Below are 23207 nucleotides of genomic sequence, written 5' to 3' on the forward strand. Positions count from 1 at the left end.
AAGGAAACGTCGATGACGACCACAAAACGCATCATTTTGACTATCTTTGTCATTTGCATGACTGCGCTGAACATCACCGTGGAATCCCGGTGGATGGGAATCGTCGCACTTGTCATCTTCCTCGTGCTTCTTTTCTCTCCGTGGGGCGAAAAGCGCAACGATTCCCGCGATGCTGGCAATGAGCATCGCAGATCGGGTGCCGTTTAGTCCAGCGTCCACATATCACAGGCGGGGAGTCACTGTCGGCAGACGGATTCCCAGCCCCACTCTCCTCCTCGACATGCTGGGCGGCAAAACCGACATCCCCCGCAGCCTGCCCATGCCACTCGTGGAGCGGGACTCCGTGGCCACGATTTAAATCTCAGGAGCTCGGACCAAAACAATCCGCTGCTGGGGAACTCTCCCAATCAGTGGATTGCCCTTGCCAGTGAAAGGCGCTAACTCACCTATGCAGGCCGCCTTTCAGCCGACGCTATCTCGCGCCACGACAAGTAAAATCGACTCAGCTACATTTCTTGTTGCCACGATCCCGCCACATACGCCCGCGCCCTTACTGTTTGTCGTTCATCACAATTTTTGCGCAGCCATCATTTTTAGGCTTTTCTTTCTCGATGCCTGGCCGCGATCACTGCGACTCCAAAGACGATGGCTCCACCGATTAGTTCTAGGGCGACACCGAAGAGAAAATGGGAAGCGGTTGGCTCTCGAACCACCATCGGGACGACTCCGATGCCGATCAAGATCATCGCGATGATTGCGTACCACATACCCAGTTTGGCAGCATTAGGCTGCTGATCTTTACTTTCTCGTTTTACAGACATGGGATTCCTCCGTCGAGGCGTATGGACTTTACTTTTCCGCCGGGACGTATGCAGCAAACCTGACCACATTTAAGCCAACGGTCAAGAGTTACCTTAAGCAGACTAGACCGAAGGGAACAAGCGTTTTACTGATTCCTTTATCTATTTATTAGTATTTTTATTTCGGCAATGAAATTTCCTCGTCTCTACTTAGCCCGAACAGTGTGGCAAGGATCAGTCGATGCCACCTAAGCAACCACCGATGAACGAGTGAGTGCTAGTTTCAGGGAAAGGCATGTGAACAGGATTGAACTCACAGCAACGGAGAGACTACTTTTTATCGATTGCGAGCTTTCTTCTTCTTTGCGCCGCCTTGGGCGGCAACCTTGCTTCCGAATTCTCGTATGTGACCGTCGTTATAGCCCTCTCAATCAATGCTTTCCGCCGAATCAGGGCGATTCAAAAAGAACTCAGCAAATAGCAGCTCAGACTTCTATTCGAAGAGCTCGACACCACTACCCCACCGCTACACTCTCTCGAGAACGTTGGTGACGCTTCGAGACCTGCCACACCCGGACGGATCCAATAAGCCCCAGTACGAGGAAGACGAGGGCGACGAGGATCGACGTGGAGGCGGCGTGGGCGAAGGCAGTGGCGATGGAATCGGCACCCGGGAATGCGTGGATCGCGCCCCCGGCGGAGGAGGCGACGGGACCGGCGATGCTCGGGGGAAGCGTGGCGTTCAGGCGGGCGGCGAGGACCGCACCGGCGACGGCGGCCCCGAGGGCGGAGCCGAATTGGCGGACGGTGGACTGGGTTGCGGAACCGATGCCGGATTGGGAGGGGGAGACGTCGGCAAGCACGAGGGAGGTGAGCTGGGCGGAAGCGATCCCGAGACCGATGCCGTAGACCACCAGCGCGAGGGTGAGCCAGCCGGTGGCGCGCTCGCCGTGGACGACCACGACGGCGGCAGCGACACCTGCGACTTCGAGAGAGAGGCCGAGGATGACCGCGCGGGCGGCACCGAGGGCGGCTGCGAGGTGGCGGGCGGAACCGCCGGCGACGAGCGCACCGATGGCCATGGCAGCGAGCACCCAGCCTGCCTGCATGATCGTGAGCTCCCGGACGTTGACGAGGTAGAGCGGGAGGATGAAGATCATCGCGAACTCGCCGGTGGCGACGGCGCCGGCGGTGAGGTTTCCCCAGGCGAAGGTGGGGAGGCGGAAAAGGCGCATGTCGAGGAGCGCGGTGTCGGCGCGGCGGGACTCCCACCAGGCGAAGATGGCGAGGAGGACGACGCCGACGAGGACGGCAAGGCGCGCGGAATCCTCGATGAGCCCGTAGACGACCGCGCCAGAACCTGCGGCGCTGAGGACGAAGCCGAGGAGGTCACGGGGCATGTCGCCACCGGCCTTTGACGTGGGAACGAAGAGGACACCGAGGGCGATGATGATGAGCCCCAGGGGGATGTTGACGAGGAAGATGTAGCGCCACGTAAACGCGGTGGTCAGCCAGCCGCCGAGGAGCGGGCCGACGGCGGCCATGCCCGCCATGACCGCGCCCCAGACACCGAAGGCAATGGCGCGGTCCTTCCCGCGGAAGGTGGCGTTGACGATGGACAGCGTCGTGGGCAGGACCATCGAGCCGCCGAGGCCTTGGACGGCGCGGGCGGCGATGAGGAGGCGTGCCGTTCCGGCACACGCTGCAAGCAGGCTGCCGAGGATGAAGATGGCGACGCCGGTGAGGAAGATGCGGCGGCGGCCGTAGATATCGCCCAGCTTGCCGAAGGAGAGGAGGAAGGCGGCGAAGACGACGGAGTAGAGGCTGGTGACCCACTGGGCGTCGGTAAGTGTGAGGCCGAGGGATTCGATGATGCGGGGAAGGGCGACGCCGACGATGGTGCCGTCGAGGACGATGAGGCTCAGTCCGGCGGCGAGGACGCCGAGGGCGATCCACTTCTGCCCGCGCACATTTTTACGTAACATCATGTCTTACAAAATAGCGCGTTTATCGATGCGTGACAAGTTGTCACGTAAGGGGGCGGGGTACAGTGTTCTGTATGCCGAAGATCAACGCACCTACCGTCGCCGAACACCGGGCGGGCGTTCTGGACAAACTCATCACCGCCGCCGAGGAAACGCTGCGCACTGATGGAATTGCCGGACTGACCGCCAAGGTGGTGTGCGAACGCGCAGGGATCGCGCGCAACGGGCTGTACCGGTACGTCTCCTCCGTGGACGAACTGCCCGGCCTGGTCATCGGGCGCTACCTGCCGCAGTGGAACGAGGCGATCACGACGGCGGTGGCTGAACACTCCTCGCCCCGCGAGAGGCTGCTCGCCTGGGTGAGCGCATCGCTCGAGCAGGCCGCAACGACCGGGCACGGGTGGCTTATGAACTTGCCGGTAACTCCCCACACCAGCGATGCTGTGGACCAGGCGCACGGGGAACTCATGGGGACGGTGCGCACAGAGTGGGAGGCGCTGTGCCCTTCGCACGCTGACGGGTTGACGTCTGCGACGATCGCCCTGGTGAGCAACGGATTCACGCAGCTGGAGCGCGGCGTCCCCGCTACCGAGGTGGAGGCCGTCATCCGGGGCAGCGTGGAGGCCATGGTGGAGGCGTTCGGCGCGTAGTACTCCACGGTCGCCGAAGCGCACGCAGAAGTACGTATACGTTTTCCACACTTACCCAGTCGGCTAATTTCTCTTTCCAGGTAGTTCCCATTTTGTTGCCATAAGGCAAGGTCATTTTTTCTACGATAAACAAAACCGTTAACAGTTTCATAGCAATCTAGATATTTAATGGGAAAAAACATCGGCGTCTTCTTATCGTGGAATTACGAAGGAAAACTATTTGTCCATTGCGCTAGGCCACGCCCGGGTGGGTCCCGCGAATAATCGCTACCCGAGCTTTAGTTCGTGTGCAGCGCGCATTTTGCTTTAAGGAGACGAAATGAGACAGACCGTTCCAATCCTCCTGGCGATCATTTGTATCATCGGAGTCGTATGTTCCGGATTCATGAGCGTAACCGATACCCAACCTGCAATCGCTGTGTACGGGGAGCTCGCGGGGAAGATCGCTTTCCCCATCTTTTTCCTTATCTTCCTCTTTGATTACCTCACCGTTAAAAAGGAAAACGCCCGGCTCAAGTCCGAAATCGCATAGCGATCTTCCAGCGGGTGGGGCGTTTCCGACTCTAAAAGAGCTTGATATCTACGTAGAAATCAGGACACAGCGTTTCCACCGCACACACCATTGCCATGAGCACAGGTGGCACACTGCCCAGCTCGAAGCGCGGGCGCAAGAACGAAAAGCGAAAAGTCTGTGTGCTCTGCCCGAGCAGATTGTCGACGAAACTGCCCGGATTGCTCGGTGCACACGGGGTGAGGCTCACGTTTGCGCACAGGCCAGTTTGTTCCGCCATCGCCAGCGCCTCTTCGAGTTTCCCGCCCATCTTCTCTTCAGACGAACACGTGAAAGTGCCAACAGCCGGGACACAGCACGGGCCCCACGCAGGGGTTAGGGCAAGACCTAGATCGGTGGACGAGAATACTGGCACCACCAGCTCCCTTTTCCCCTCTACCCCGGAAAAGTCCTGGTAGGCGGCGAGTAGCTGGAGCATCTGCGCGATGGGGTAGCCGCTGTCGATCCCCACTTGAAACCAGACCGCAGGCTTGTCGCCGTGGTGTTCGGAGAGGTCTGTGGCAAAGCCGGCGTCGTTAAGATCCCACTGAAAGCCCATCAGCTCGGTGTACTGCTGGATGAACAGGACAGGATCCGGTACATCTATGTGCTCTTCTAGGTACAGGTTAGCCAAGGCCGGACGCGCATAATGTGCCATATCACCCTGCCTTACCGTGAAAAAAGGGAGGTCCTTGGCGGACCTCCCTTCGCGTGTTTACTTATTCAGGCGAGCTTTTTGCTTCTCCCACTCGTCCCATAGTTCCTTGGGCACGCGGTCACCGAGGTGCTCGAGCCACTGCTCGTTGTCCTCGATGTCGGCACGCCACTTTTCGACGGGAGCGGCCAGGGACTCGCGGATGTCGTCCTCCTCGTAGTCCAGGCCGGTGAGGTCCAGGTCCTCGAAGCGGGCGGTGAGACCTGCCGGGGTCTCGTCGGCCTCGACCTCGCCCTCGATGCGCTGGGTGATCCACTTGAGCACGCGGGAGTTGTCGCCGAAGCCGGGCCACAGGAAGCGGCCGTCCTCGCCGCGGCGGAACCAGTTAACAAGGTAGATGCGCGGTAGGTTGGCACCTTCCTTCTTGCCGATCTCCAGCCAGTGAGCCAGGTAGTCGCCGACGTTGTAGCCGATGAACGGGAGCATCGCCATCGGGTCGTGGCGCAGCGCACCAACCTCGCCCTCGGCAGCGGCGGTCTGGCCGGAGGCCAGCAGCGCGCCGGTCAGGACACCGTGCTTCCAGTCGCGGGTCTCGGAGACGAGCGGGACAGTGTCGGGGCGGCGGCCACCAAAGAGGATGGCGGACACCGGCACGCCCTTCGGGTCATGGAATTCCTGCGCCGCCACCGGGCACTGATCCAGCGGGACGGTGTAGCGGGAGTTCGGGTGGGCGGCGGCCACGCCGGATTCGGGGGTCCAGTCGTTACCGTGCCAGTCGATAAGGTGGGCCGGCGGCTCCTTGGTCATACCCTCCCACCAGACGTCGCCGTCGTCGGTAAGCGCAACGTTGGTGAACAGCGTGTTGCCCGGCTCCATCGACTTCATGGCGTTGGGGTTGGACTCGTAGCTCGTGCCCGGCGCGACGCCAAAGAAGCCGTTTTCCGGGTTGACGGCGTAGAGGCGACCGTCCTCGCCGAAGTGCATCCAGGCGATGTCATCGCCGACGACCTCGGCGGTCCAGCCCTCGAGCGTCGGGGTGATCATGGCGAGGTTGGTCTTGCCACATGCCGACGGGAAAGCGCCGGTGATGTAGTAGTCCTTACCCTCCGGGGAGGTGAGCTTCAAAATGAGCATGTGCTCTGCCATCCAACCCTCATCGCGAGCCATGACGGAGGCGATGCGCAGCGCGTAGCACTTCTTGGCCAGGATGGCGTTGCCGCCGTAGCCGGAGCCGAAGGACCAGATCTCACGGGTATCCGGGAACTGCGTGATGTACTTGGTGTCATTGCACGGCCACGCAACGTCCTCCTCGCCCTCCTCGAGCGGGGCGCCGACAGAGTGGAGGCAGTGGACGAAGTCGCCGTCGTCGCCAATCTTCTCCAGCGCCTCGGCACCCATGCGGGTCATGATGCCCATGGACAAGACGACGTAGGCGGAGTCGGTGAGCTGGACACCGAGCTTCGGTGCCGGATCCGTGATCGGGCCCATGCAGAACGGCACGACGTACATCGTGCGGCCCTTCATGGAGCCACGGAAGTGCTCGGTCATCTCCTCGCGCATCTGCTTCGGGTCGACCCAGTGGTTGGTGGGGCCGGCGCCGTCCGGATCCTCCGTGCAGATGAAGGTGCGTGACTCGACGCGAGCGACATCGCTGGGGTTGGAACGGGCGAGGAAGCTATTCGGGCGCTTTTCCTCGTTCAACTTGGTGAGCGTTCCTTTTTCCACCAGCTCGCTGGTCAGACGATCCCACTCCTCGCGGGAACCGTCACAGAACTGGACCTCGTCCGGCTCGAACAACTTCACGGCCTCGACGATCCACTGGATGAGATCGACATTGTTGGTAGGGGCTGTCCCCTTAAGCCCTGGGATGGTGGGTGCAGTCATCTACATCTCCTAAATCCGGTAACACTTTATAACCCCAACACTACCACCTGTCATAACCAGTCTTAGGCACCGTCCCACATCTCTTTGTTCCACACCCTGGAATGCCCCTCAAAATCGGTATGTGCCACCTGATCTACTGTTCCGTCCCCGTCCAGATCTGCAAAAACTAGGATGCCGTCATCGGAGTAAAAAGTCGCCTCACCACCGAAAGCATTCGGAATTTCGAAGTGATCCCCATCCATGAAAAAGTCTAAGATATCGTCCATTTGGTTACCCCTGTACTAGGTTCTCCGCCCAGGCCCTCCCCGGGCTTTTTGCTTGTCGACGACTCCGTCTCACCCCGTACAACACTCCCGCGAGCGCTGCCGCCACGGCGACGGGCAGCATCCGAGACAGGCCGACGGCCACGATGACGCTGACAATGATCGGCTCCCACAGCGTGCGGCGGCGAAACCGCGCCGTGGCCACGCGCGACACCGGCACCGGTGGCAGCGGCACGGCCGGGGGGCGCTGGCACGCCTGGGCAATCGCCTCGGGCAGGCCGTGACGCGCGACAACCACCCAGTCATCGAGGCCCGGCGGCGGCGGGGCGGTGACAACAAGGCGCCCGATGGCCGCGAAACACTCCGCGAGGATCTCGCGATCACCGGCCTCCCAGCCGTTCGGACCAGCGACGGCGACGCAGACATCCGCGCCCTTGTCCGGCCCCGCGACGACATCGAAACCGGGGAGGTCAACGCGGCCGTGGCCGACGACGCACACGCGCACGCCCACGCTCGTTCCTCGCGCCCACGCTCGTTGCTCGCGTGGGCGTGGGAGGTGCGTCGCTGGCACATTAGCATGCGGATATTGACGGGCGGTGTGGGTAACCTCGCGGGCCAAGGCTTGCTCGCGGGCGCGGGGGAGGTTGACCGCATCGATGGCCTGCTGGACGTCGGCAATGCTCGCGCAGACGACAATGGGAAACGGACCGACCTGCATCCGCGCGCGCATGCGACCCGTGACGCGCTCGGTGACGAGAACCCCCACATCAATGCCCGGCTGAGTGAGCGGCCAGGCGGCGTGCACCACGGTGGCACCGCGGACTGGAACCTCCAGTGCCGCCACCGGCGAGGTGACCGCCACCCGCGGCGGACCCGACAGGCGCGCCAACGAACGCTCCACCGCGCGACGCGCCGGACACCCCGGCGGACGGGTGGCTAACCAGGCACGACAGGTGCTTTCCAGATCCCCCATCGACAACCCCCTTTGTAGCTTTCCCCCATTGTCCGTCAGGCCACAGCCGCGCGCAAATTGAAAAATCACCCCCAGACAGGAACAATAAACTGCGCTATGACTGATTTTGATAGGAAAATGCAGTCCACCTTTGACGATGGACTAGACTACCCGCGGCTCGGCTCCGTCAGCTTCCGCCGCGGCACACTGACAGACAACCAGGCCGCCACCTGGGAGACACACTGGCCCACCTACGGGCGCGAATTGGCCGATGAAGAGATCGATATTGAGGAATGGTTCGGGCGGAAAAACCACCCCACCATCCTCGAGATCGGCTCCGGCACCGGCACCTCCACCGCCGCCATGGCGCCGCTGGAACCCTCGTACAACATCATCGCCGTGGAGATCTACAAGCCGGGGCTGGCGAAGCTGTTGGGCGCCATCGTGCGGGAAGACATCCCCAACATCCGCATGGTGCGCGGCGACGGCGTCGAAGTGCTCAACCGGATGATCCCCGACGGGGCGCTCGCCGGCGTGCGCATCTTCTTCCCCGACCCGTGGCCCAAAGCCCGCCACCACAAGCGTCGCATCATCCAATCCGGCACGCTGCGGCTTTTGGCCGACAAGCTGCGCCCCGGCGGCGTGCTCCACGTCGCCACGGACCACGCGGACTATGCTGCCTGGATTTCCGAACTGACTAACGTAGAACCAAGCCTAGAATTCATGGGCTGGCCGTGGGAGGATGCCCCCATCCTCACCGACCGACAAGTAATCACAAAATTTGAAGGTAAAGGCCTCCGCCAGGAGCACACCATTACGGAATTCCTGTGGAGGAAACGTTCATAATGCACGATATCGAAATTCCACACCATTACACCCCCGGCGCTGAGCCCGGCCCGCCCGACTACCTGCTCGTCTGGGATGCCCCCAACGTGGACATGGGGCTGGGCTCCATCCTCGGCGGGCGGCCCACCTCGGCGTACCGGCCACGGTTTGATGCGATCGGCCGGTGGCTCCTGAAGCGGGCAGAGCAGCTGGGTGAGGACATCGAGCCTGAGGCGACTGTGTTCACCAACGTCGCACCCGGCGGCGCGGAAGTCATGCGCTCGTGGGTGGAGGCGCTGCGCAACGTCGGCTTCGCCGTGTTTGCCAAGCCCAAGTCCGAGGAAGACTCCGACGTCGACCCGGACATGCTGGCACATATCCGCCGCCGCCACACCGAAGGCGTGCTGCGTGGGGTTGTCGTCGCCAGCGCCGACGGCCAGAACTTCCGCGAGCTCCTTCTTGAGCTTGCCGACGAAGGCATCCCCGCCACAGTGATTGGTTTCCACGAGCACGCATCGTGGGCTGTCACGGCCGAGAACATCGAGTTTGTCGACCTGGAGGAGATCCCCGGCGTGTTCCGCGAACCGCTGCCGCGCATCTCCCTCGACGCGCTGCCGGAGGAAGGTGCCTGGCTGCAGCCATTCCGCCCGCTTTCTGCGCTCCTCACCGGACGCAACGCACACCACGCGGAGGATTAACGCATGTTCTACCGCTGGGGACTTTTCGCATACAAGCATCGGCGCGTGGTGCCCATCGTCGTCGTCGCTTTCATCGTGCTTCTGTTCGCGCTTGTAGGCACGCAGCTCGGCGAGCGGATGAGCCAGGAGGGCTGGGACGACCCGAACTCCTCGTCCACGCAGGCCGCCGTCGTCGAACAGGAGATCTACGGGCGCGACAACCAGGGCGACGTGATCCTGCTCGTCACCGCACCGGAGGGGAAGACCGTCGACGACCCGACGCTGTACAAATCCATGGCGGCGGAGGTGGAAAAGCTCAAGGCCAACCCCGAGGTGGAGACGGTCACCAGCTACTTCACCACGCTCAACCCGAACCTCGCCACGAAGGACAAGTCCCTCGCGTTTGTGGCCATCGGGCTGGCCGGCGACGGAGAACAGACCCTGAAGGACTTCCGCGCCATCGCCGACCAGCTGCCCACCGAGGTCGCCGGCGCCGATGTGCAGGTGGCCGGTGCCACTGCTGTTGCCGACGCTTTGGACAAGGGAATGAGCAGTGACATTTCCCGCGCCGAGGTTGTGGCGCTGCCCGCCGTCGGCGTGCTGCTCCTCATCGTGTTCGGCTCCGTCGTCGCCGCGTCCATGCCCCTGCTTGTTGGCATCTTGTCCATCATGGGCTCACTCGGCATCCTCTCGCTCATCGCCACCGTGGCGCAGGTCAACGTGTTCGCGCAGTCCGTGGTCACGCTGCTGGGACTCGGCCTGGCCATCGACTACGGCCTGTTCCTCGTGTCACGCTTTAGGGAAGAAATGGCCGACTCCGTCGGCCATGACGAGGATCGAATCGAACATGCGGTAGGCATCACCGTGTCCACGGCGGGCAAGACCGTCGTCTTCTCGGCGGCCATGGTTGCTGTCGCGCTGAGCGGACTGTTCATCTACCCGCAGGCGTTTTTGAAGTCCGTGGCCTACGGCGCGATCTCCGCCGTCGGGCTCGCCGCGGTGCTGTCGATTACGGTGTTGCCGTCGATCTTCGGCATGCTGGGGAAGAACATCGACAAGTGGTCGATCCGGAAGACGAAGGACTCCACCACACACTGGTCGCAGACGTTTTGGGCGCGGATCCCCACGTGGGCGATGAAGCACTCCAAGCTCGTCACCGTCGCCATCGTCGCCGTGCTGCTGGGCCTCACGCTGCCGCTGGGCGGCATCAAATTCGGCGGCATCAACGAAACGTACCTGCCGCCGAACAACTCCGTGCGGGCCGCGCAGGAAGAATTCGACGAGACGTTCTCCATGCGCACCGACCCCGTCAAACTCGTGGTAGAAAACGCCACACCGCAACAGCTCGCGGACGTATTCGTCCAGGCCAATAAGGTAGAGGGGCTGACGGGAAGGTTCGGGGCCAAACCGACCGTCGACAAGACGACCGTACTAACCGCAGGGATAGCCGACCGCAAGGATAATGCCTACGTCGTTGACCAGCTGAGAAACATTGACGTGCCGGAGGGCGTGACCGTCCACATCGGCGGAACCCCCGCGCTCGAGGTCGAATCCATCGAAGCGCTGCTCGGCAAACTGCCCTGGATGGCGCTGTACATCGTTGCTGCGACGTTCATTTTGCTGTCTTTGATTTTCGGATCCGTCATCCTGCCCGCCAAGGCCGTCATCATGAACATCCTCGGGCTCGGCGCCACACTGGGCATTTTGACGTTGATGTTCGTCGACGGGTTCGGCGCGGGACTGCTCGGCTACACGCCGGGGCCGCTCATGTCGCCGGTGCTCGTGCTGATCGTCGCGATCGTCTACGGCCTATCCACCGACTACGAGGTATTCCTCCTGTCGCGCATGGTGGAAGCGCGCGAAAACGGCTCCGACACCGACACCTCCATCCGGTACGGCACCGCCCACACCGGCTTCATCATCACCGCCGCCGCCGTCATCATGATCGTCGTCTGCGGCGCCTTCGGATTCTCCGAAATCGTCATGATGAAATACATCGCCTTCGGCATGATCGCCGCCCTCTTCCTGGACGCGACAATCATCCGCATGCTGCTCGTCCCCGCCGTCATGCACATGCTGCGCGACGACTGCTGGTGGGCGCCCCGCTGGGTGAAGAAAGCCTCCGCTGCGCTGGGGCACAACAGTTCCGCCGGTGGTCCCCCGACCCAGCAGCTCAACGTCGCCGACCTCATCGCCCGCCTTGAAAACGAATAAGTACCTCCAGCTGGTCATCTCGCTCGCGGTCCTCGCCGCAGCCGTGTGGTTTTTCCGCGACCAGCTGGGGTTCTTCCGCTCAGGCATTGCCTCGCTGCGCACGGCCTCCCCGCTGCCGCTGGTGCTGGCCGTCTGCTCGGCGCTGCTCACGCTCGTGGCGATGGGGCTCGTCATGCACACACTGCTCAGATCCGCAGGCGTTGACGTGCGACGACGCGCCACCGTTGTGTTGACGTTCATCGGCAACGCATGGTCCACCACCTTCCCCGGCGGCGGGGCGCTATCGGCCGCCTACCAGTACAACACGCAACGCTCCTGGGGGGCCTCGCGGCTCGTGTGCGGCTGGTTCATCGTCTTCTCCGGCACACTGTCCAATGTGTGGCTCGCCGGCCTCGGCATCGCCGCCATCGTGTTGACAGGTGCCTCCATCTCCCTGACCTCGCTGTTTGTCACCCTCGCGGTGCTCGTGGCGTTGTCCGTGGTGGTTTATGTGGTCTCGCTCAAGCACCCCCGGCTTGCCGACGTCCGCATCTCGGCGTCTTCTTTCTTCCTCGCCGCCGGCCTGTCCCTGGTCAACCGGCTTTTCGACGTCCTCACGCTCACCCTGTGCCTGTGGGCCGTCGACGCCACCCCCAGCATCTTCGGCGTGCTGCTTGCCTACGCCGCCGCGAAAATCGCCGGCGCCGTCCCCGTCACCCCCGGTGGATTGGGCCCTGTGGAGGCGGCCATGGTGGCCGCGTTTGTGTCCACGGGCGTGGATGCCACCACCGCCGCCGCGGCCGTGGTGGCCTACCGGATCATCAGCTTTGCGCTGATGACCGTCATCGGCTGGATTATCTACATCCCCAAAAGCTGGGGCTGGTGCTCACGCACCCAGCCGTAGGCGATGGTAAGAAGCATCGCCAAGCCCGTCACACCCGCGAAAATGTAGGCTATCGGGCGGATGATCTCCATGTCCTCCGAGGAGCCCGTCTGGCGCTCGTCCTCCGGGTCCTTGCCCTGGGACAGGTACTGGCAGTTCTCCAGCGCCGTCTTCAGCGAGTGCGTGCCGAGGGCCTTGGAGGCGCGGTCGCGCTCCTTCTCGGCGTTATCCTTGAGCGTCTCCGAGACGGCCTTGACGGAATCGGAGTAGAAAGCCCCGAGGTTGTCGAGGTCCGCTGTCTCCTCCTTGTAGTGCTCGTCGATTTTCTTCTTCAGCTCGGCGTTTTGGGGAGCAACTGAGGAGACGTCTCCTGACGAGAGAACCTCAGCCACCTGGGCGTCGGAAAGCGAAATAGGATCGAAAGTCACAGGTTCGGTGGCCTTTTCGGGACCCTTGACGAACCAGCGGGCATCGCCGCCTTTGAAGGTGAGACCCTCGTAGGTGAGCCCACCGACAGCCTTGATGAGGTCCTGCTTCTTGTTCTCGAGGGGGACACCACCGCGGATCAACGTCAAACCGAGGATGGCATCTTCAGGGTACTTGGCGCGGTATTCCTCCAGCGCCTTAATGTTCTCGGCCTGGTCCGGCTTCTCTTTAAGCAGAATCGCCTGCAGCGCCTTCGCGAGATTATTCGCACTATCGGTGGGACTTGCCAAATACGCATTAATAGCGTCCTGATCCGCCTGCTTCACCTGGATGGTGCAGGTGCCATTCGAATACTGCTCCGTGTACTCCGCTGCAGCCTGCGGCGCCACCAGCGCGGACAAACCAAGAGCCGCAACCGTAGCAGACGTGACAATCTTTTTCATAAGCCTAACAATAGCGGGTACACTTTTCGCATGTCTAACTCTAAAGCCCTGGCCGCAGATATCGCCTCCATCCTCGCCTTTGCACTGCTCGCGCGCATCGCCCACAACTCCCCCGAACTGCCGCTCAGCTTCGTCGGCTGGCTCGACACCGCCTGGCCGTTCGTCACCGGCATCATCCTCGGCTGGATCCTGACGCTGTGGCGCTCCTGGGCACCATTGAAGGTGACACCCGGCGGCGTGGCGATCTGGCTGGTCACCGTCGTGACCGGGCTTGGCATTTGGGGCATCCGGCACGCCGCGTTCCCCCACTGGTCATTTATCGTCGTGGCAAGCTCCATGTCCGCACTGTTCCTTTTGGGGTGGCGCGCTGTGGCTAAGCGATTCTTGTAATTTCGGGGGTAGTGTACCCCCTATTTGTCATGCGATGTCTCCTGCCCCGCGTTAGTGTGCGGGGTATGGAAACATTTCGGGGGGATTATTTACGCCTCTACGCTGATTCGATGAACACCATCCTTGGGGTGTACCAAGGCTGGTCTGTTGCAAAACTTGTTCGCGGTGGTGCCGACCCGGCACACGCCCGGGTGATTAAGAAACTATCCGGCATCTACTTCGGCACCACCAGCGCCACCGTCAAACAAGAACGCTGCCGGGCGCGGTCTAGTGCTAACCACCACACACTGGAATCACTGCGGGAAATCGAACGCCACGTAGCCAAACTGAAAAACAAAAACAACGCCTGGCAGCTCCGCATCGGCCTTTTGCAACAACCCGCCGACCAAGCGGCAATAAGCCACCGCGCCAAAGAACTGTTGGCCGCGATCAATGGCACGGGGGCGGAGAACCCGAAGAAGGCGGTGTCGACGAGGCGGGTGAAAAACTCCACCATGAAAGACCTGTGCGTACGCACCTCCAGCCACCTGGTCACCCAGGCTATAAACGCCGCCAAAGCCTACGCCGAAAAGGAACACCTCGACCTGGCAGACGCCATCTGCCAGTTGATTCTGGGCAATGCCACCGGCAAAGTCGCAACCGTTACCCCCGCTGTCATCGTGCCGCTTAACCCCGACGTGTTGGGGGTGACCCCCGCAGAACGCGCACACGCCGTCTTATCGCTTACCGACGGGTCGGTGATGCAAGTCAAAGACTTCACCCAAGTCCAAATCACCGCCTTCGGTTTAGCCCTGACTGTCAACCACATCACTGGTGAGGACCTGGGGTTGTTCCGCCTGGATCCAGAGGATCCGGATGCCCGGTTTGCTGATGCGTATCAGCGTCAGGTGCTCCGGCTTATCAACCCGGTGTGTGTGGCCGATGGGTGCGGGGTCGGTGCAGATTATTGCCAGCCGCACCATGTGGTGGCTTTTAAACACGGTGGGAAAACCACAACCTCCAACCTGACGATGCTGTGCCCGTATGACAATGGGCGAAACGATGATGATCGGGACCGTCCCCTGCATGGGCATGTGGAGAAAATTGATGGGTTGGACATGTGGGTGCCCGCCTTCGGCGGCAACCCCAAACTCAACATGCACCCCTGCGCCCAAGGCGGCGCCATCCGCCTAGCACGAAAAATGGCCACACTAAACAGCTAAACACTGCTCGAAATACAACCCCCTCAGCAGGGGGTTCCCTTCGCACGCCTGCGGGCGGGTGACAAGACCGCTGGGGTTGCTTTGGGGCGTCGGAAAGCAAAAAAGCGCACCCCGAGGGGTGCGCTTGATTGGGGCTCTGCTTAGGAAGAGCCGAGGGGGATACCGAGAGCCGGAGCGATGTAGTTCGGCCACAGCGTCCCAATGAACGTCAGGATGTCTCCGACGATGTCAAGAGCGGTGCTCAGCATAAGTTTCTCCTCTCAGGGGTGATGAACGCAGGACAGTGTAATGGTTTTTCGGCGATCCTTCAACCCCTACATGGGCGAGATGGAACGCTTCTTGGCGACGCGGACCTCGACCTTGGAATCGAGCTGGCGAACGGCGCGGCGGAGCTCGAGGCGGGTGTCGCGAGGCTGGATCATGCGGTCGATGTAGCCACGCTCGGCGGCGACGTAGGGGGAGGTCATGTTCTCGTCGTAAAAGTCCATGAAGACTTTCTTCATGTGGGCGCGCTGCTTTTCGTCGTCAATCTTGGCGAGCTGCTTGCCCTGGATCATGACGACGGCGGCAGACGATCCCATGACGGCGACCTGGGCGGTTGGCCAGGCCATGTTGAAATCGCCAGACAGGTTCTTCGAGCCCATGACCGCGTAGGCGCCGCCGTAAGCCTTGCGGACGATGAGGGCGATCTTGGGGACGGTGGCGTTGACCATCTCGTAGGCAAGCTTCGCGCCGCGGTGGATGAGGCCGACCTTCTCCTGCTGGACGCCAGGCATATAGCCGGGGGTGTCGACAACGAAGATGAGGGGGATGTTGTAGGCGTCGCAAATCTGGATGAAGCGGGCGCCCTTGTCGGCGGCGTCGGCATCGATGCAGCCGGCGGAGTGCATGGGATTGTTGGCGACAACGCCGACCGACCGGCCGTCGACACGCGCGAAAGCGGTGATCAGGTTGGGGGCGAAGTTCTCCTGAATTTGCAGGACGTTGTCGTCGTCGAAAAGCTTGGCGAGGAGATCAGCCATGTCATAGCCGGCGTTCGTGTCGTCGGGCATGAAGGAGTCCAGAGCGGGGGCCTCGAGCTCGTCGTCGGCCGGGGCGGACCAGCGCGGCGGCTCGTCGAAACACGTCGTAGGGAGGAAATCCAACAGGTCATGGACGTAGTTGAAGGCGTCCTGCTCCGAGGAGGCGACGTAGGAGACGTTGCCGTTGAGCTCCTGCTGGCGCGCGGAGCCCAGCTCAGAAGAGGTGATGTCCTCGCCGGTGACCTCCTTGATCACGGCAGGGCCGGTGACGTACATCTCCGCGCGCTCGTCGACGGCGACAACGAAGTCGGTGGTCACCGGGGCGTAGACGGCACCGCCCGCGCACTTACCCATGATGATGGAGATCTGCGGGCTGCGGCCGGACAGTGGCAGCTGACGGCGGGAAATCTCCGAGTACATGGCCAGGGAGGTGACGGCATCCTGGATGCGGGCGCCGCCGGAGTCCTGGATGCCGATGACCGGGCAGCCGGCCTTGATCGCCATGTCCATGACCTCGCAGACCTTGCGACCGAAGGTGACGCCGACGGAACCGCCGTAAACGGTCTTGTCGTGGGCGTAGATGACGACGGGGCGGCCGTCGATGCGGCCGTAACCGGTGACGACGCCGTCGGAGTACGGGGCGTCGGGATCGCCGGGGGTGCGACCAAGGGCTCCGACTTCGACGAAGGAGCCTTTGTCCAACAGCGCGTCGATACGCTGGCGCGGGGTGGTCAGCCCTGCCGCGTCACGCTTGGCGCGCGAACGCTCACTGCCCGGATCCTTCGCCTGCTCGAGACGGGCCCGAAGGTCAGCGAGTTTTCCTGCTGTGGTTGAAAGATCCATTACATTCCTTTGATTCGCCGCGTAAGGTAAGCACCCACGGTGGCAATTTCTGGTTCGTCTACGACACCCAGGTGATCCCCGTGGAGCTGGATGATCTCCAAATCGTCCACAATAGTAGACCACCCCCCGTCGGGGTCAATTTTTGCGTACCGCGGCTCCAGCTCGATGGCGCCGTCGTGCATCCGCTCAGCGCGGAACAGCATGACGGGCGCGGTGACGTGGGACCAGCGGTTGAAGTCCACCTTGTCCAGGATGCGGTTATCGACAAACGAGGCGCGCTGGTGCTCGAGGACGCCGGCGGCCAGGCCGTGGCTGGAGGCGTCCGTGGTGGCCAGGAACTCGGTGAGCATGCCGATGACGGCGTCCTCGCCCTGGGTTTCCAGCATCTCGTACGGGACGGGGAATTCGAGCCCGTACGTCTTCTTGGCAAACTTTGCGTAGCGCTCCCAGCGGGCCTTCGTCTCCTCGAGGGTGTCCGGCACCTTCTCCGAGGGCTGCACCGTATCGAGGAGGACGATCACGGCGACGTCGCGATCGAGCTGCGAGGCGACCTCGAAGGCGAGGGCGCCGCCGAAAGACCAACCGCCGAGGATGATCTTGTGGTCGCCGGCGAGCTCTTCGATCTCGGGGAGATAGGCCTTGGCGCGGTCCTCGAGGGAGCCTTCCAGGCGCTCGATGCCGTAGACCGGGACGTCGTCGGGAAGCCTGCGGGTCAGGGGCTGGTAGACGACGGAGGAGCCGCCGGCCGGGTGGAAGAGGAAGACGGCGGGCTCGTCGGAGCCTGCGGGGCGCTCCCGCAGCACGCGGACGTTGCCGGTGACCTCGGTTTCCAGGCCCTCGCGGACGTGGTTGGCCAGGGGCTCGAGAGTGCGCGCTGCGCGGACCTCGTCGGCCGTGATCTCGACGTTCGCGCGCTCGGACAGGCGCTCGGCGATCTTGGTTGCGGTTTCCTCGTCGATTTCAGGAAGTGTGCTGGTCACGCCGGCGGCAGCGGCGCCGGTCATTCCGGCCCAGGTGGCGAAGACGAGGCGCTCGGAGGCGTCGCGGGGTGCGACACCAACGCCCTCGCTCCGCTCGGGCGTGGGATGCGGATCGGGCGTGGGCTGTTTGTCGACGGCCTTGAGTTCGGATTCCTTGCCGGCGACGGCTTCCTCGACCATGGTGACGACGTCGGCGACGGAGGCGTCGCGAAGCGCCTGCACGTTGAGCGGCGGGATCTGGAAATCGTTTTCCACGCGGTTCTTGATGCGCATGCCCATGAGGGAATCCAGGCCCAGGTCAATGAGGGGGAGCTCCTCGGGGAGATCCTCTACCTCGTAGCCCATGGACTCGGAAACAATCGAGAGGAGGCGCTCCTTGATGGTCTCCCCGGAGTCAGGCTCCCAGTGGCGCTCTTCAATCTCCACTGGGGGCTCCGCTGGCGGGGCGCCCGCTGACGCAGACGCGTGAGATGGAAGCGTCGAAAAGCCCTCTGCGAGGAGATGATCGGAGTAAACCTCGACGTTGACGCCACCGATGTGCTTGCGGGCGAGGACAGTGACCTCGCCGGAGGTGGGCAGGGGCGCGTGATCCTCGGAAGCGACGAGCTCGGAGCCGGGAAGCAGTGCCTGGGCGGCTTCCTCGAGGAGAGCGTAGGCGCTCGGGCAGCGCTCGGCCTGCGCCGAGAATGCCAGCTGGCCCGTGGGGAGGGTGACCGGGGCGGACAGGAGGGTGCCGGTGCCGGGCTGCGAGGAGCTCGGGGTGGCGGCCGTCCAGTAGGAGGTGTCCTTGAACGGGGTGTGCGGGAGCGTCGCCGTGGGGCCGGTGCCGTAAACCTCGCCGAAGGCCACCGGACTGCCGGCGGCGTACAGCTTGGCCAGGAGCTCGGCGATCGTCTGCCCCTCGTCCATCTTCCGCTTGAGGGCGAAGGTGAGCTGCGCGTCGGGCTTGCCGACGGCGAAGGCCGTGGCCATCATGCCCATGAGGCCCACGGGGTTGGGCGAGATCTCCACGAGGGTGTTGTGGCCGGCGCCGAACGCCTGCTCGGTGGCGTCCTGGAAGTAGACGGAGCCGCGGGTGCACCGCAGCCAGTAGTCCGCGTCGTGAATCGTCGTCCCGGCCGGGTAGACAACGCCCTGATCGACGGAGCTAAACAGGGGGATGGTGAGGGGCTGGGGATCGATATCGCAAATCTCGGCGGCAAGCTCGCCGAGCAGGGGGTCGAGGGCGCTCGTATGGCCGGCACCCTTCACGTTCAGGGCGCGGGCGAACTTGCCCTCGCCGTCGAGCTTGTCGACGAAGTCCAGCACCAGCTGGCGCGGGCCGCCGACGGTGGTCATGCCGGGGCCGGCGAAAACGGCGGGCTCGATGCCGTCGGGAAGCTCATCGGCGGGGACCTCGACGACGGCCATGGCGCCCTGGGTCTCCTCGGTGAGCATCGCCTCGCCCTCGCCCATGAGGCGGGCGCGGTGGCAGGCGATCATCATCGCGTCGTGGGCGGTCAGGCCACCGCAGGCGTAGGCGGCGGCGATCTCACCCATGGACATGCCCATGACGGCGGCGGGTTTAGCGCCGAAGTGGGCGAGCAGGTCGGTCAGGGCGATCTGGATGGCGGTGATGGTGGCCTGGGCGGTCTCCGTGTTGTAGGTCTGGCCGTCGTCGGTGATGATGTCCACCATCGACCAGCCGGACTCGAACGTCACCAGTTCATCGAGCTCATCGATGCGCTGTTTGAACAGTGTGGACTGGTAGTAGAGGTGCTTCGCCATCTTGCGGTGCTGGGAACCGAAACCCGTGTAGACGAAGACGGGGCCGGCGGTGCTTGGGGCGTCGGAAACCTCGATGCCCGGGCCCTTCTTGCCCTGGGAGACGAGCTCCAGGCGGTGGCGCAGCTGCTCCTCGTCGGTGGCGACGATGGCGGCGCGGGAACGGCCGTGGTTGCGGCGCGCGGTGGCGCGGGCGACGGCGTGCGGATCGGAAAGGTCGGCGTCGAGCAAGCTCGTCGCGGCTTCGCGACGGCGCGAGGGCAGCAGGCCGGAGACGGTGACCACGGCCGGGGCGTCGAGCTGCTGCTGGACGTTCTTTGGATCGCCAGCGTAGGAGGAGACGACGACGTGGGCGTTCGTCCCGCCGAAGCCGAATCCGGAGACGCCGGCGATCTTCTCGCCGGAGTACTCGGGCCACTCGCGGGCGTCGGTGACGACCTCCAGGTGCTGGCCGTCGAAGTCGATGTAGGGGTTCGGCTCGTCGAAGCCGAGCGACGGCGGCAGGGTGTCGTGCTGCATGGACAGGACGACCTTGGCCAGCGCGGTGGCGCCGGCAGCGGACTCGGAGTGGCCGAAATTCGTCTTCGCGGAGCCGATGAGGACCGGATCGGCAGCGTCGCGGCCGACGCCGAGGACGGTGCCGATGGCTTGGGCCTCGATCGGGTCGCCAAGAATGGTGCCGGTGCCGTGGGCCTCGATGTAGTCCACCTGGCGGGGATCGACGCCGGCATCGGCGTAGGCGCGGCGCAGGACATCGACCTGGGCGTCCGGGTTCGGGGCGGTGAGGCCGTTGGAGTGGCCGTCCTGGTTGACGGCGGAGCCGCGGATGACGGCGAGGATGTGGTCCCCGTCGGCTTCTGCTTCGGCAAGTCGCTTGAGGGCGAACAGGCCCGCCGCGTCGCCGCGGACGAAACCGTCGGCGGAGGCGGAGAAGGCGTGGATCCCACCGGAGGGGCTGATGACGCCGAGTTCACCGAACGCGGTAGAGATAAACGGCGCGGCCATGACGTTGACGCCACCGGCGAGGACGAGGTCCGCGTCGCCGTCCCGCAGCGCCCGCACACCCTGGTGGATGGCGACGAGCGAGGAGGAGCAGGCGGTGTCGACGGCCACCGAGGGGCCGCGGAAATCGAAAGTATAGGAAATGCGGTTGGCGATGATCGAGGAGGCGGTGCCGGTCAGGGCGTAGGGGTGCGCCTCGGCGGGATCCGAGGTGACGAGCATGCCGTAGTCGGAGTTGGAGGAACCGACGAAGACGCCGACGTGCTCCCCGCGCAGCGTGTTTGCGGGGTAACCGGCGTTTTCGAGGACTTCCCAGGCCAGCTCGAGCATGATGCGCTGCTGCGGGTCCATGTTCGCGGCCTCGACGGGAGACAGGCCGAAGAATTCGGCGTCGAAGGAGGCGATGTCCTCGAAGTAGCCGCCGGTGAGGTTGACCTCTTCCATTTTCTGCGCCGTGACCGGATCCGCGAGGTATTCCTTCCAGCGCCCGGCGGGCTTGTCCCCCACCGTCGAGGTGCCGGTCTCGAGCAGGTTCCACAGGGTATCGAGGTTGTTGTCATGCCGCGAGTCGGCCCCCGGCACGCGGTTGGCGAGGCCGATGATGGCGACGTCACGGCCTGCGGCGACGTGTCCTTCGGCCACGCCGCTATATTCCGGCTCCGCCGGAGAAGCCGTGAGGGCGTTGGCGAGCGCCGCGATGGTGGGGTGTTGGTAGACGATTGTCGGGTCGACAGGTTTGTCTAGGAGGTTTTGCAGCTCCCCGGACAGGACGACCGCGTCGCGGGAGCTAAGTCCCAGCGAGGTGAGGTCCGTGTCCACGCTAATAGTGTCGAGGTCACTGTCGGTAGCTGTCGCTACCCACTCACGAATCCACGTGATAAGTTTCGTTGACACCAGCGTTAACCCTTTCGTCTATATGTGCACACAAAAGCGTGCCCCGTGCGGGGCGCGCTATGTAGTTTATAGTCCCACTCGCCGGAAACGTTACTTTCCAGCGATGTAGTTCTTTTGGTTGAGCTTACGGGCGATCTTGCCCGAGGAGCTGCGGATAATCTCACCGGGGTGGAAGAGCCGGACATCGGCGGGCTGCACGCCGTGGGCGGCGCTGACGGCCCCGGTGATGGTCTCGATGATCGTCGCATCGTCGGCGGTCACATCGGTGGCGCGCTCGGCGAGGATGATGAGCTTTTCGACGTCCTCGCCAGGCACGGCGAAGGCGGCGACGGCGGAGACCTGGTCGGTGGCTTCGGTGACGGTGGATTCGATGTCCGCCGGGTAGTGGTTGCGACCGGCGATGACGATGAGGTCCTTGCGGCGGCCGGTGATGAACAACTGACCGTCGACAAATGCCCCGAGGTCGCCGGTGGCGAGCCAGGCGTCGTCGTCGGGGGCGCCGGCGGCGCGGTGGCCGGGGGTGCCGAGGCGGTTGACGAAGGTCTCGGCCGTGTCGTCGGGGCGCTGGTAGTAGCCACCGGCGACGTTGGAGCCGTGGATGAAAAGCTCACCCACCCGACCGTCGGGAAGCTCATCATGGGTGTCCGGATCGACGACGACGAGCCACTGGGGGCGGACGACCTCGCCGACGGCGGTGGCGGTGACCGCGTTGTCGGGCGAGGAAACGGTGACCGCCTGGCCGTCGGCAAGCTTCTCCCGATCGAAGTAGACCGTGTACGGGCGGTTATCCGTCTGCGGGGTGGTGACCAGGAGCGTTGCCTCCGCCAGACCGTAGGACGGGCGGATTGTCTCGCGACGGAGACCGAAGGGGGCGAACGTGTCGACGAACTGATTGACCGTGGAGATCGTCACCGGCTCCGAACCGTTGATGATGCAGTCGACGGCGGAGAGGTCGAGCCCCTCAGTGGGCGTGGCATAGCGGGCGGCGAGCTCGAAGGCGAAGTTCGGCAGGACCGTGTAAACATTTTCGTCGTCGGCGCGGCGATCCAGCTGCGTGAGCCAGCGGGTCGGCTCCTGAATGAAGGCCTGCGGGGTCATGAGGTCCAGCTCAAAGCCCACGGCGAGGCACATCACGGCGAGGATGATGCCCATGTCGTGGTGCAGCGGCAGCCACAGGACGACGCGCGCCGGCTCCTTGATCTTCGCGGCCATGAGGATCTGGATGACGTTGGCGAGCATCGAACGGTGCGTGATGATGACGCCGGCAGGGGTGCGCGTGGAACCGGAGGTGTACTGCATGAACGCCGGGGAATCGAGGCCCACGGGGACGGGCTGATAGTCCCGTGCCAGCGCCGCCGGAACCGCGTCGACGGCGATGACGCGCGTGCGCTCGGCCTGCGGGCGGTCCGACTGCAGCGCGCGCACGGCGCGGGCCGAGTGGCGGTTGGTGAGGATGACAGCAGGCTCGCAGTCCGTCATGACGGCGGCGAGGTGGCCGGAGTGGCCCGGCTCGTTCGGGTCATAGAGCGGCACGGGGATGAGCCCGGCGTACATCGCGCCGAGGAAGCCGATGAGGTAGGCAGGCGAGTTCTCTGCCAGGATTGCCGCGCGGTCGCCGGGCTGCGCCACCTGGCCGAGGCGGACGGCCAGCGCCTTCACGCGGGCGTTGATCTCCGCCGCAGTGAGCTCCTCAACGACGCCCTCGCGGGAGGTGGAGAAGTCTTGATTCCTCAGCACGGGTCGCGCTTCGCGCGACGCGTCCGAGGAGGCATTCCCACTCATTGAGAGGATCAGTTCGGACAGTGCGGGCACACTGAGGGTGGGCGGGAGAGCCAGGTTGCCGTCGGGGCCAACGAACTGCGTAATGGCGGCTGAAATCTTCATAAAACTCCTTCGGGTGATGTCTTCATTGCTACATATCGAA

General features: G+C 63.6%; 19 protein-coding genes. 9 read left to right on the forward strand and 10 right to left on the reverse strand.

Annotated elements, in window-relative coordinates; genetic code table 11:
* Window positions 1-12 precede the first annotated feature (12 nt).
* Window positions 13-207: a hypothetical protein gene (locus tag CGLUCO_RS12030; RefSeq protein ID WP_232621952.1), complete on the forward strand. Its 195-nt coding sequence runs from the start codon at window positions 13-15 to the stop codon at window positions 205-207.
* A 386-nt stretch (window positions 208-593) separates the two neighbouring features.
* Here the strand turns inward: CGLUCO_RS12030 and CGLUCO_RS12035 are convergent, their stop codons facing one another.
* Both CGLUCO_RS12035 and CGLUCO_RS12040 read right to left on the reverse strand, forming a co-directional pair.
* Window positions 594-821: a hypothetical protein gene (locus CGLUCO_RS12035; RefSeq protein WP_084036452.1), complete on the reverse strand. Its 228-nt coding sequence runs from the start codon at window positions 819-821 to the stop codon at window positions 594-596.
* 494 nt (window positions 822-1315) lie between these two features.
* Complete coding sequence (locus CGLUCO_RS12040) at window positions 1316-2788, reverse strand: MFS transporter (protein ID WP_084036453.1); 1473 nt, start codon at window positions 2786-2788, stop codon at window positions 1316-1318.
* A 71-nt stretch (window positions 2789-2859) separates the two neighbouring features.
* Between CGLUCO_RS12040 and CGLUCO_RS12045 the strand changes: the two genes are divergently transcribed.
* Both CGLUCO_RS12045 and CGLUCO_RS12050 read left to right on the forward strand, forming a co-directional pair.
* Window positions 2860-3435 (forward strand): TetR/AcrR family transcriptional regulator, encoded by a 576-nt coding sequence (locus tag CGLUCO_RS12045; protein ID WP_084036454.1) that lies wholly within the window; start codon window positions 2860-2862, stop codon window positions 3433-3435.
* Window positions 3436-3754: 319 nt separating this feature from the next.
* On the forward strand, window positions 3755-3967 hold the full coding sequence (locus tag CGLUCO_RS12050) for a hypothetical protein (protein WP_084036455.1): 213 nt from the start codon (window positions 3755-3757) through the stop codon (window positions 3965-3967).
* Between the two features lie 31 nt (window positions 3968-3998).
* On the opposite strand, the gene CGLUCO_RS12055 is transcribed toward CGLUCO_RS12050, so the two are convergent.
* The 4 genes from CGLUCO_RS12055 to CGLUCO_RS12070 form a co-directional block, all read right to left on the reverse strand.
* Entirely contained in the window at window positions 3999-4643 is a 645-nt protein-coding gene (locus CGLUCO_RS12055; protein ID WP_084036456.1) for a hypothetical protein, read from the reverse strand.
* 57 nt (window positions 4644-4700) lie between these two features.
* Window positions 4701-6524 (reverse strand): phosphoenolpyruvate carboxykinase (GTP), encoded by a 1824-nt coding sequence (locus CGLUCO_RS12060; RefSeq protein ID WP_084036457.1) that lies wholly within the window; start codon window positions 6522-6524, stop codon window positions 4701-4703.
* A gap of 62 nt (window positions 6525-6586) precedes the next feature.
* A complete protein-coding gene (locus CGLUCO_RS12065) occupies window positions 6587-6790 on the reverse strand; it encodes a hypothetical protein (RefSeq protein ID WP_005393311.1) in 204 nt (67 codons plus the stop codon).
* A gap of 4 nt (window positions 6791-6794) precedes the next feature.
* On the reverse strand, window positions 6795-7829 hold the full coding sequence (locus tag CGLUCO_RS12070; RefSeq protein ID WP_232621951.1) for a hypothetical protein: 1035 nt from the start codon (window positions 7827-7829) through the stop codon (window positions 6795-6797).
* 27 nt (window positions 7830-7856) lie between these two features.
* Between CGLUCO_RS12070 and trmB the strand changes: the two genes are divergently transcribed.
* The 4 genes from trmB to CGLUCO_RS12090 are packed head-to-tail and all read left to right on the forward strand — an operon-like array spanning window position 7857 to window position 12338.
* Window positions 7857-8585, forward strand: coding sequence for a tRNA (guanosine(46)-N7)-methyltransferase TrmB (gene trmB, locus CGLUCO_RS12075; protein ID WP_198481463.1), 729 nt, complete (start codon window positions 7857-7859; stop codon window positions 8583-8585).
* Window positions 8585-9262 (forward strand): NYN domain-containing protein, encoded by a 678-nt coding sequence (locus CGLUCO_RS12080; RefSeq protein WP_005388292.1) that lies wholly within the window; start codon window positions 8585-8587, stop codon window positions 9260-9262. Before trmB ends, CGLUCO_RS12080 begins: the two co-directional genes overlap by 1 nt.
* A gap of 3 nt (window positions 9263-9265) precedes the next feature.
* Complete coding sequence (locus CGLUCO_RS12085) at window positions 9266-11455, forward strand: MMPL family transporter (protein ID WP_084036459.1); 2190 nt, start codon at window positions 9266-9268, stop codon at window positions 11453-11455.
* Entirely contained in the window at window positions 11442-12338 is an 897-nt protein-coding gene (locus tag CGLUCO_RS12090; RefSeq protein ID WP_084036460.1) for a lysylphosphatidylglycerol synthase transmembrane domain-containing protein, read from the forward strand. Before CGLUCO_RS12085 ends, CGLUCO_RS12090 begins: the two co-directional genes overlap by 14 nt.
* On the opposite strand, the gene CGLUCO_RS12095 is transcribed toward CGLUCO_RS12090, so the two are convergent.
* Window positions 12293-13186, reverse strand: coding sequence for a hypothetical protein (locus tag CGLUCO_RS12095; protein ID WP_084036461.1), 894 nt, complete (start codon window positions 13184-13186; stop codon window positions 12293-12295). The two genes, CGLUCO_RS12090 and CGLUCO_RS12095, sit on opposite strands and share 46 nt — an antisense overlap.
* Window positions 13187-13216: 30 nt before the next feature.
* Between CGLUCO_RS12095 and CGLUCO_RS12100 the strand changes: the two genes are divergently transcribed.
* Entirely contained in the window at window positions 13217-13576 is a 360-nt protein-coding gene (locus CGLUCO_RS12100) for a DUF3054 domain-containing protein (RefSeq protein WP_005393305.1), read from the forward strand.
* A 65-nt stretch (window positions 13577-13641) separates the two neighbouring features.
* On the forward strand, window positions 13642-14778 hold the full coding sequence (locus CGLUCO_RS12105; RefSeq protein ID WP_198481462.1) for an HNH endonuclease signature motif containing protein: 1137 nt from the start codon (window positions 13642-13644) through the stop codon (window positions 14776-14778).
* Window positions 14779-15092: 314 nt separating this feature from the next.
* On the opposite strand, the gene CGLUCO_RS12110 is transcribed toward CGLUCO_RS12105, so the two are convergent.
* From CGLUCO_RS12110 to CGLUCO_RS12120, 3 genes are all read right to left on the reverse strand, one after another.
* A complete protein-coding gene (locus tag CGLUCO_RS12110; protein WP_084036151.1) occupies window positions 15093-16643 on the reverse strand; it encodes an acyl-CoA carboxylase subunit beta in 1551 nt (516 codons plus the stop codon).
* On the reverse strand, window positions 16643-21283 hold the full coding sequence (locus CGLUCO_RS12115) for a type I polyketide synthase (protein ID WP_084036152.1): 4641 nt from the start codon (window positions 21281-21283) through the stop codon (window positions 16643-16645). Before CGLUCO_RS12115 ends, CGLUCO_RS12110 begins: the two co-directional genes overlap by 1 nt.
* A 90-nt stretch (window positions 21284-21373) precedes the next feature.
* The gene (locus tag CGLUCO_RS12120) at window positions 21374-23167 is read right to left on the reverse strand and encodes an AMP-binding protein (RefSeq protein WP_084036153.1); all 1794 of its coding nucleotides are present in this window, start codon (window positions 23165-23167) and stop codon (window positions 21374-21376) included.
* Window positions 23168-23207: the final 40 nt, after the last annotated feature.

The organism is Corynebacterium glucuronolyticum DSM 44120 (assembly GCF_030440595.1).
Lineage (GTDB): Bacteria > Actinomycetota > Actinomycetes > Mycobacteriales > Mycobacteriaceae > Corynebacterium > Corynebacterium glucuronolyticum.